This is a genomic window from Streptomyces sp. NPDC058257, from assembly GCF_042881845.1.
Classification (GTDB): Bacteria; Actinomycetota; Actinomycetes; order Streptomycetales; family Streptomycetaceae; genus Streptomyces.
In genome coordinates this window covers 124,873-133,898 of record NZ_JBHVXJ010000004.1, presented here as the reverse complement: position 1 = coordinate 133,898, position 9,026 = coordinate 124,873, and the positions used below count along the sequence as shown (strand labels likewise).

The 9,026-nt window shown below is 71.5% G+C and carries 7 protein-coding genes; 6 read left to right on the top strand and 1 reads right to left on the bottom strand.

Annotated elements, in window-relative coordinates; genetic code table 11:
* The first annotated feature begins 200 nt into the window (after window positions 1–200).
* Complete coding sequence (gene mfd / locus ACFVXC_RS13085) at window positions 201–3,731, top strand: transcription-repair coupling factor (RefSeq protein WP_389904690.1); 3,531 nt, start codon at window positions 201–203, stop codon at window positions 3,729–3,731.
* A 39-nt stretch (window positions 3,732–3,770) separates the two neighbouring features.
* On the opposite strand, the gene ACFVXC_RS13080 is transcribed toward mfd, so the two are convergent.
* A complete protein-coding gene (locus ACFVXC_RS13080) occupies window positions 3,771–4,193 on the bottom strand; it encodes a nuclear transport factor 2 family protein (RefSeq protein WP_389904688.1) in 423 nt (140 codons plus the stop codon).
* 168 nt (window positions 4,194–4,361) lie between these two features.
* Here ACFVXC_RS13080 and ACFVXC_RS13075 point away from each other — a divergent pair, with 168 nt between their 5' ends.
* The 5 genes from ACFVXC_RS13075 to ACFVXC_RS13055 all read left to right on the top strand — a co-directional run bounded on the left by ACFVXC_RS13075 (window position 4,362) and on the right by ACFVXC_RS13055 (window position 8,934).
* Window positions 4,362–4,844 carry an MOSC N-terminal beta barrel domain-containing protein gene (locus ACFVXC_RS13075; protein ID WP_389904687.1) on the top strand — a complete coding sequence of 161 codons (483 nt, stop codon included), beginning with the start codon at window positions 4,362–4,364 and terminating at the stop codon, window positions 4,842–4,844.
* A complete protein-coding gene (locus ACFVXC_RS13070; RefSeq protein WP_389904684.1) occupies window positions 4,841–5,569 on the top strand; it encodes an HNH endonuclease family protein in 729 nt (242 codons plus the stop codon). The genes ACFVXC_RS13075 and ACFVXC_RS13070 overlap by 4 nt, the downstream gene beginning before the upstream one ends.
* 96 nt (window positions 5,570–5,665) lie before the next feature.
* Window positions 5,666–6,409 carry an N-acetyltransferase gene (locus ACFVXC_RS13065; protein WP_389904682.1) on the top strand — a complete coding sequence of 248 codons (744 nt, stop codon included), beginning with the start codon at window positions 5,666–5,668 and terminating at the stop codon, window positions 6,407–6,409.
* Between the two features lie 342 nt (window positions 6,410–6,751).
* Window positions 6,752–7,372 carry a hypothetical protein gene (locus ACFVXC_RS13060; protein ID WP_389904680.1) on the top strand — a complete coding sequence of 207 codons (621 nt, stop codon included), beginning with the start codon at window positions 6,752–6,754 and terminating at the stop codon, window positions 7,370–7,372.
* Window positions 7,373–7,446: 74 nt separating this feature from the next.
* Window positions 7,447–8,934, top strand: coding sequence for a protein kinase (locus tag ACFVXC_RS13055; protein WP_389905282.1), 1,488 nt, complete (start codon window positions 7,447–7,449; stop codon window positions 8,932–8,934).
* Window positions 8,935–9,026: the final 92 nt, after the last annotated feature.

The window sequence follows — 9,026 nt, the reverse complement described above, 5'->3', positions numbered from 1 at the left end:
GCGTATGCGCGCCGCCGGGGCCGCCTGGCATTTCAAGCCGTTCCGGCGTCCGAGGAGCGGGGTCCGGGGCGCGGCCGGAGGCGACGGCCAGCATCTGTCACCGGGGAGTCGTAGGCTTGAGACCCCCGGCCCGTTCTCGTTGCCGGGCGGTTCGCGTTGCCCCGCGCGCCCTCGAACCTGGACGGAAAGCGAAAGCCCACATGAGCCTGCACGGTCTGCTCGACGCTGTCGTCAAGGACGCCGCACTCGCCGAAGCGGTCAAGGCCGCCACCGACGGCAACCGCACCCACGTGGACCTGGTCGGCCCGCCCGCCGCCCGTCCCTTCGCCATCGCGGCTCTCGCCCGCGAGACGGACCGCACCGTTCTGGCCGTGACGGCGACCGGCCGCGAGGCCGAGGACCTGGCCGCCGCCCTGCGCACGATCATCCCGCCGGACGGAGTCGTCGAGTACCCCTCCTGGGAGACCCTCCCGCACGAGCGCCTCTCGCCCCGCTCCGACACCGTCGGCCGCCGCCTCGCGATCCTGCGCCGCCTGGCGCACCCCAGGCCCGACGACCCCGAGACGGGCCCGGTCAGCGTCATCGTCGCCCCCGTACGCTCGGTCCTCCAGCCGCAGGTCAAGGGCCTGGGCGACCTGGAGCCCGTCGCCCTGCGCTCGGGCGGGACCACGGACCTGAACGAGACCGTGGAGGCCCTCGCGGCAGCCGCGTACTCCCGTGTGGAGCTGGTGGAGAAGCGTGGCGAGTTCGCCGTGCGCGGCGGCATCCTCGACGTCTTCCCGCCGACCGAGGAGCACCCCCTGCGCGTCGAGTTCTGGGGCGACGACGTCGAGGAGATCCGCTACTTCAAGGTCGCCGACCAGCGCTCCCTGGAAGTCGCCGAGCACGGCCTGTGGGCCCCGCCCTGCCGCGAGCTCCTTCTCACGGACGACGTACGCGAAAGGGCCGCCGCGCTCGCCGAGGCCCACCCCGAGCTGGGCGAGCTGCTCGGCAAGATCGCCGAGGGCATCGCGGTCGAGGGCATGGAGTCCCTCGCCCCTGTCCTGGTCGACGAGATGGAGCTGCTGCTCGACGTCCTGCCGCAGGACAGCATGGCCGTGGTCTGCGACCCCGAGCGTGTGCGCACCCGTGCGGCCGACCTGGTGGCGACCTCGCAGGAGTTCCTCCAGGCGTCCTGGGCCGCCACGGCGGGCGGCGGAGAGGCCCCCATCGACGTGGGCGCGGCCTCCCTCTGGGGCATCGCGGACGTCCGCGACCACGCGAGCGACCTCGGCATGATGTGGTGGTCCGTCTCCCCGTTCGCCGCCGACGAGGACCTTGACGATGACACCCTCAAGCTCGGCATGCACGCCACCGAGACCTACCGGGGCGACACCGCCAAGGCGCTGGCCGACACCAAGGGCTGGCTCGCCGACGGCTGGCGCACCGTCTATGTGACGGAGGGCCACGGCCCCGCCGCCCGCACCGTCGAGGTCCTGGGCGGCGAGGGCATCGCGGCCCGCCTCGACGCGGAGCTTGGCGAGCTGACGCCCTCCGTCGTGCAGGTCACCTGCGGCTCGATCGACTACGGCTTCCTCGACCCGGCCCTCAAGCTCGCCGTCCTCACCGAGACCGACCTCTCCGGGCAGAAGGCGGCCGGCAAGGACGGCCAGCGGATGCCCGCCCGCCGCCGCAAGACGATCGACCCGCTGACCCTGGAGGCCGGCGACTACATCGTCCACGAGCAGCACGGCGTCGGCCGCTACATCGAGATGGTGCAGCGCACCGTCCAGGGCGCCACCCGCGAGTACCTGGTCGTCGAGTACGCCCCCGCCAAGCGCGGCCAGCCCGGCGACCGCCTCTACATCCCCACCGACCAGCTCGAACAGATCACCAAGTACGTCGGTGGCGAGGCCCCCACCCTGCACCGCCTGGGCGGCGCCGACTGGACGAAGACGAAGGCGCGCGCGAAGAAGGCGGTCAAGGAGATCGCCGCCGACCTCATCAAGCTCTACAGCGCCCGCATGGCGGCACCCGGCCACGCCTTCGCGCCCGACAGCCCCTGGCAGCGCGAGCTGGAGGACGCCTTCCCCTACGTGGAGACGCCCGACCAGCTCACCACCATCGCCGAGGTCAAGGACGACATGGAGAAGACGGTCCCGATGGACCGCCTGATCTGCGGCGACGTCGGCTACGGCAAGACGGAGATCGCGGTCCGCGCCGCCTTCAAGGCGGTCCAGGACGGCAAGCAGGTGGCGGTCCTCGTCCCCACGACGCTCCTGGTGCAGCAGCACTTCGGTACGTTCTCCGAGCGGTACTCCCAATTCCCCGTGAAGGTACGGGCGTTGAGCCGCTTCCAGTCGGAGACGGAGTCCAAGGCGACCCTGGAGGGCCTGCGTGACGGCTCGGTCGACATCGTGATCGGCACGCACCGCCTCTTCTCCTCCGAGACGAAGTTCAAGGACCTGGGCCTCGTCATCGTCGACGAGGAGCAGCGCTTCGGCGTCGAGCACAAGGAGCAGCTCAAGAAGCTCCGCGCCAACGTCGACGTCCTGACCATGTCGGCCACCCCCATCCCCCGTACGCTCGAAATGGCCGTGACCGGCATCCGCGAGATGTCCACGATCACCACGCCCCCCGAGGAGCGCCACCCGGTCCTGACCTTCGTCGGCCCCTACGAGGAGAAGCAGATCGGCGCGGCCATCCGCCGCGAACTCCTTCGCGAGGGCCAGGTCTTCTACATCCACAACCGGGTCGAGTCGATCGACCGGGCGGCGGCCCGCCTCAGGGACATCGTCCCCGAGGCCCGCATCGCCACCGCGCACGGCCAGATGTCCGAACAGGCCCTGGAACAAGTGGTGGTGGACTTCTGGGAGAAGAAGTTCGACGTGCTCGTCTCGACGACGATCGTCGAATCGGGCATCGACATCTCCAACGCCAACACGCTGATCGTCGAGCGCGGCGACAACTTCGGTCTCTCGCAGCTCCACCAGCTGCGCGGGCGCGTGGGCCGAGGCCGCGACCGCGGTTACGCCTACTTCCTCTACCCGCCGGAGAAGCCCCTGACGGAGACCGCCCACGAGCGCCTCGCCACGATCGCCCAGCACACGGAGATGGGCGCGGGCATGTACGTGGCGATGAAGGACCTGGAGATCCGCGGCGCGGGCAACCTCCTGGGCGGCGAACAGTCGGGACACATCGCGGGCGTCGGCTTCGACCTCTACGTACGCATGGTGGGCGAGGCGGTGGCCGACTACCGCGCGTCCCTGGAGGGCGGCGTGGAGGAGGAGCCGCCCCTTGAGGTCAAGGTCGAGCTGCCGGTCGACGCGCACGTCCCGCACGACTACGCACCCGGCGAGCGCCTGCGCCTCGCCGCCTACCGCTCCATCGCGTCGGCGAGCAGCGAGGCGGACGTCAAGGCGGTGCGCGAGGAACTCACCGACCGCTACGGCAAGTTGCCGGAGCCGGTGGAGAACCTGCTCCTGGTGGCGGGCCTGCGGATGCTGGCCCGTGCGTGCGAGGTCGGCGAGATCGTGCTGCAGGGCAACAACATCCGGTTCGCCCCGGTGGAGCTGCGGGAGTCGCAGGAGCTGCGCCTGAAGCGGCTCTACCCCGGCACGGTCATCAAGGCCAACGCCCACCAGCTCCTGGTCCCCCGCCCGAAGACGGCCAAGGTCGGCGGAAAGCCGCTGGTCGGGCGGGAACTGCTCGGCTGGGTGGGGGAGTTCCTCACCACGATCGTGGGGTCGTAGAGCGGGGCGTAGGGCGGGGCCCTCTCCGGGTGCGGGCGCTCAGGGAGTGCACGCGTCGGCGATCGACCGGCTGTTCTCGTAGAGGTGGTGCCGCGTGATCCGGCCGGCCTCGACGGTCAGCCGCAGCACGAAGGGTCCCTCGAAGGACTTGCCGGTGTCGCGCACGGTGCCCCGGAGATGGCCGAAGATCACGGCGTCCGCGCCCTCGACGACGATGGTGTCGACCGTGGCGCCGGCCTTCTCCGGGACGGTGTGCGCGGCGAGTTCGGCCGACTGGGCCGCGCACTCGGCGGCCGTGGACCGCGGCCGGATCCAGGGCACGCCCGGGTTGTCGGCGAGCATCCAGTCGACGTCGTCGGCGAAGAGGGCGGTGAGGCCCTCGGTGTCACCGGTGAGCCGGTAGCCCAGGAAGGCCTGGACGGCGGCGCGGGTGGCGTCTTCGGTGGCGAGTTCGACGGTCATCCGGACTCCTCGGTCGGTGTTCCTGCGGATGCCGTCGATACTGCCGCGCGGCCGGAGAAGGATCGATTACGCCAGAGGTAATGACGGCGCGAGTGGCCCGCCCGGCGAGGGCGATATGGTCTAAAGCGGTCATGCGGCAGCGCGTGGGTCCAGGGGAGGGGAAGTGCCATGGGGCATCAGGCCGTTGTGGGGCTCGCCTGTTTTCCGGTGAAGTCGATGCTGGGGGAGGAGCGCGAGCGCCTCGTCGTCGACGAGCGGGGCGTGGCCGGTGACCGGCTGTGGGCCCTGCGGTACGAGGACGTGCGCCCCGGCGACCCCCGCGTCGGTGAACTCTTCGGCGCGGAAACGGAGTTGGCGCGCGAGGGTGAGGTGAGCCATCAGGACGCGGGTGCCGTCTCCCTCGTCGGCACCGCGTCACTGGCCGCCCTCGGCGAGCTGCTCGCCGACTCCGGGCCCGTCGACGTGCGCCGCCTGCGCGGCACCATGCGCATCGAACGCTGCGTCATGACCACACTGGCCCAGCGCGAGCCGCCCGCCGACCACCGCGTCCCGAAGACGCTCACCGCGTCGCGCGGCACGTGCATCGGGGTGTACGCGGACGTCGCGACGCCAGGAACACTCGAAATCGGAGCAAAGGTGACCGTCAAGTGACCCGTAGTACCACCGCGGTTCGTACCACGCTGCTGCTCGCAGCCCTCGTCACAGGATCCGTCACCGGGTGCTCGCCTCAGGAGAAGGACAGCGGCTCTTCCGGGCCCGGCGCCAAGGCGGGACCCGCGCTCGCCGCGGTCGACACGCTCACCGTGAAGGGCCGCGCGCCCAAGACCGGTTACGACCGTGACCGGTTCGGCAGCCCCTGGGCCGACACGGACTCCAACGGCTGCGGGACGCGCGACGACATACTGGGGCGCGACCTCGACGACGTGAAGTACCGAGACGGCAAGGACTGCGAGGTGGCCTCCGGGGCGCTGGCGCCCGACCCCTACACCGGCAAGGACGTCACGTTCGTGCGCGGCCGCAGCCAGGTCGACATCGACCATCTCGTCGCCCTCTCGGACGCCTGGCAGAAGGGCGCGGGAAAGTGGGAGCCGAGCAAGCGCATAGCGTTCGCCAACGACCCCCTCAATCTCCTCGCGGTCGACGCGGGCCCCAACCGCGGCAAGGGCGACGGCGACACGGCCACGTGGCTGCCGCCGGACAAGGGCTACCGGTGCGCCTACGTGGCCCGGCAGGTGGCGGTGAAGAAGAAGTACGGGGTGTGGGTGACGGGCGCCGAGCAGGACGCCATGAAGCGGGTCCTTTCGAGCTGCCCGCGGGAGAAGCTGCCGACCGGGGGCACTGCGACGGCGGCGCCGGGACGGTTCCACGCGCGCTGAGGCGTTCTCGTACGGCTGAGGCGTTTCCGTCCGGACGCGCTCGTGTGTGCGAAAAATGGCTTACCGGCAGGGGCCGTGGCCGCTAGCGTCCGAGGCATGGACCTGAAGATCACGACGTTGGCCGAACGGCCCGAACTCGTCGAGCCGCTCATGGCGATGGACGACACCTGGCCGGAGTTCATCGGCCACGATCCCATCGCGTGGTCGATGATCGGGCGGATCGTCAAGGAGCTTCCCGAGTACGTCCTTGTCGCCACGGACGAGCGGGGCGCGGTCGCGGCCAAGGCGTTCAGCGTGCCGTTCGCGCTGCGCGCCGACGGGCGCGGGGAGCTGCCGGACGGCGGCTGGGACCAGGTCATGCTGTGGGCCTTCGCGGACCTGCGGCACGACAGGAAGCCCGACACGGTGAGCGCGATCGAGATCACCGTGGCGAAGGACTACCTCGGGCAGGGCGTCTCCGGGCGGATGCTCGCCGCGCTGCGCGAGAGCGCCCGCGCGCGTGGCTTCGCGGAAGTCGTCGCCCCGGTGCGCCCGAACGCCAAGCACCTCGAACCGGCCGCGCGGATCGACGTGTACGCCCAGCGCAAGCGGGACGACGGTCTTCCCGCCGACCCGTGGCTGCGGGTGCACGTGCGGGCGGGCGGCACCATCGCGAAGGTGGCACACGCGTCGATGACCGTGTCCGGGTCGACCGCGCAGTGGCGGGCGTGGACGGGACTTCCGTTCGACACGGCGGGCCCTGTCGAGGTGCCGGGCGCCCTTGTGCCGGTGCTCTGCGAGCCGGAGCGCGGGTACGCGGTGTACGTCGAGCCGAACGTATGGGTGCGGCACGTGCTGTGACCACTGCGCCGCACCGCGCCCGACCCCGGTCAGCCGGTACGCGACCCGCGCGACGGGCTGACGCGCTGCCGGACGGACTGACTGCCGGACGGACTGGCTGACGGCCGGACTGACGGACGGCACGCTTCCGCCGGAGTGACGCGACCCCCTCGCGGCGGAGGCCGCGATCAGGACGTGACCAGTACGGCAACGGTTCGGTACAACCCTGGACCGCTTCTCCTCGTCGGCCTATACGCTCGAATCAGCATCCGTTCGTATTTCGACTTTCGGCCGTGCGTTCCCCGGGTTCCCCCGAGTTGCCCCGGGGGGAACGCGAGGCCGCATCAGGCACCAGGAGCAGCCATGCACGGCCACGGCTACGCGCCGCAGCAACCGCCGCCGACCTCGGGCGGCACCCGTATGACGCTGCGCGTGATGTTCGTGATCCTCGCCGTCATGTCGTGCGGCCTGCTCGCCTGGGCGATGATGCTGCGGCTCGCGCTCGTGACCCGCAAGCCGTCCGACTGGGGCCTGTTCGGGCTCGTGTCCGCGCTCGACGTGACGGCTCTGGTGCTGGTCTCCCTCGACCCCGGCGAGGAGGAGTTCCAGGGGCGCGGCAGCGCGGGCATGGTGGTCCTGCTCACGACCATGCTCGCCGCCGTCATCTACTACCTCTTCGCGGACATACGGCACTTCAACCGGTACGGCCAGCCGCAGTACACGGGCTACGCCGGACCGGGGCCCGCCTACGGCTATCCGCAGCAGGGCCCCGCCGCCACCCCGGCCCACCACCAGCCCACGCAGCCGCAGCACCACAATCCGCCGGCCCAGCAGCCGCCGCTCCAGCAGCCGCCGCTCCAGCAGCCGCCGCTCCAGCACACGCCGCCCCCGCCCACGCGCCCCGCACCGGCCCGCATCCACCAAGTACAGGCCGAACTCGACGAACTCAGTGACTACCTGCGCAAGCAGGAAGGCGGCAGCTGACCGTGTCACCGGGGACGGGCGGCCGTGTCATCGCAGCGCGCTACGAACTCTCCGCGCTCATCGGCCAGGGCGGCATGGGCCAGGTCTGGACGGCGTACGACCAACGCCTCGACCGCCGCGTCGCGGTCAAACTCCTGCGCCCCGACCGGGTCGCGGGCGCCGAGGCCGAGGAACTGCGCCGCCGCTTCGTGCGCGAGTGCCGCGTCACCGCGCAGGTCGACCACCCCGGCCTCGTCACCGTCCACGACGCGGGCACGGAGGACGAGGACCTCTACCTCGTCATGCAGCACGTGGACGGGGCCGACCTCGGTGACCACCTGGCCGAGCACCACCCCTACCCGTGGCAGTGGGCCGTCGCGGTCGCCGCGCAACTGTGCGCCGTGCTCTGTGCGGTGCACGCCGTACCGATCGTGCACCGCGACCTCAAGCCGCGCAACGTGATGGTCAAGCAGGACGGCACGGTCTCCATCCTGGACCTGGGCATCGCCTCGGTCATGGACACCGACACCACCCGCCTCACCCACACCGGTTCGCCCATCGGCAGCCCCGCGTACATGGCGCCCGAGCAGGCGATGGGCGGCGCGGTCGGCCCGTACACCGACCTCTACGCCCTCGGCGTCCTGCTGCACGAACTCCTCAGCGGAGATGTGCCGTTCTCCGGCTCCACCGCGCTCGGCGTGCTGCACCGCCACCTCTACGAACCGCCGGTCCCGGTCCGCCGCCTGCGCGCCGAAGTCCCCGATGCCCTCGAAGCCCTCGTGCTCCGGCTCCTGGCCAAGGACCCCCAGCACCGGCACGGCAGCGCCCAGGAGGTCTACGAGGAACTGGCGCCGCTGCTGCCCGCGCGCGGCATCCCGACCGGCGGCCCGCTGGACCCCACCCGCCCCTTCGTGCGCCCGCACGCCCCCTGGCCGGACCGGGCGGCGACACCCGCGCCGACCCCCGGCATCCAGCCGGACCGGCCCGACCAGCGCCAGGGCTCCGGCGCCCCCGGCAGCCAGACGGACGTCGTCCACGCGGTCGACGAGGTCAAGCGGCTCCTCGGCGAGGGCCGCATCACACAGGCCGTGGACATCCTCGGCTCGATCCTGCCCGCGGCCGCCGCCAAGCACGGCGAGCACTCCACGGTGGTCCGCTCCCTGCGCAAGCAGTACGCGGCGACGCTGATGGACGACGGCCAGTACCGCCGCGCCCTGCCCGAACTGCGCCGCCTCGCCGACGAGCGCGCCGCGGAGTCGGGCCAGGCCGACCCGCACTCGCTCCAGTTCCGCTTCGAGGCCGCGCAGTGCCTGGAACAACTCGGCGAACCGGCGGCAGCACTCGCGGAGTACAGGGCCCTCCTGCCCTACTACGAGAACCGCTACGCCTCCGACGACCGCGAACGCCCGCTCGAAATCCGCCGCCACATCGGCCACTTGCTCCTTGCTCTGGGCGATCGCGCGGCGGCCCACGACACACTGGGGCGGCTGCTCCTGGACGCCGAGCGGATGCACGGGGCCGGGCATCCGTTCCCGGCGGAGATCCGGCGTACGTTGCAGTGGCTAGGACAGATGCGCGGGTAGTGACGGCTCGGCGCGGGGGTGCCCCAACTCTTCGAGAATCGTTGGTCGAATAGGTGGCCGAGGGACCGGCCACTGCCTAACATCGATCACCG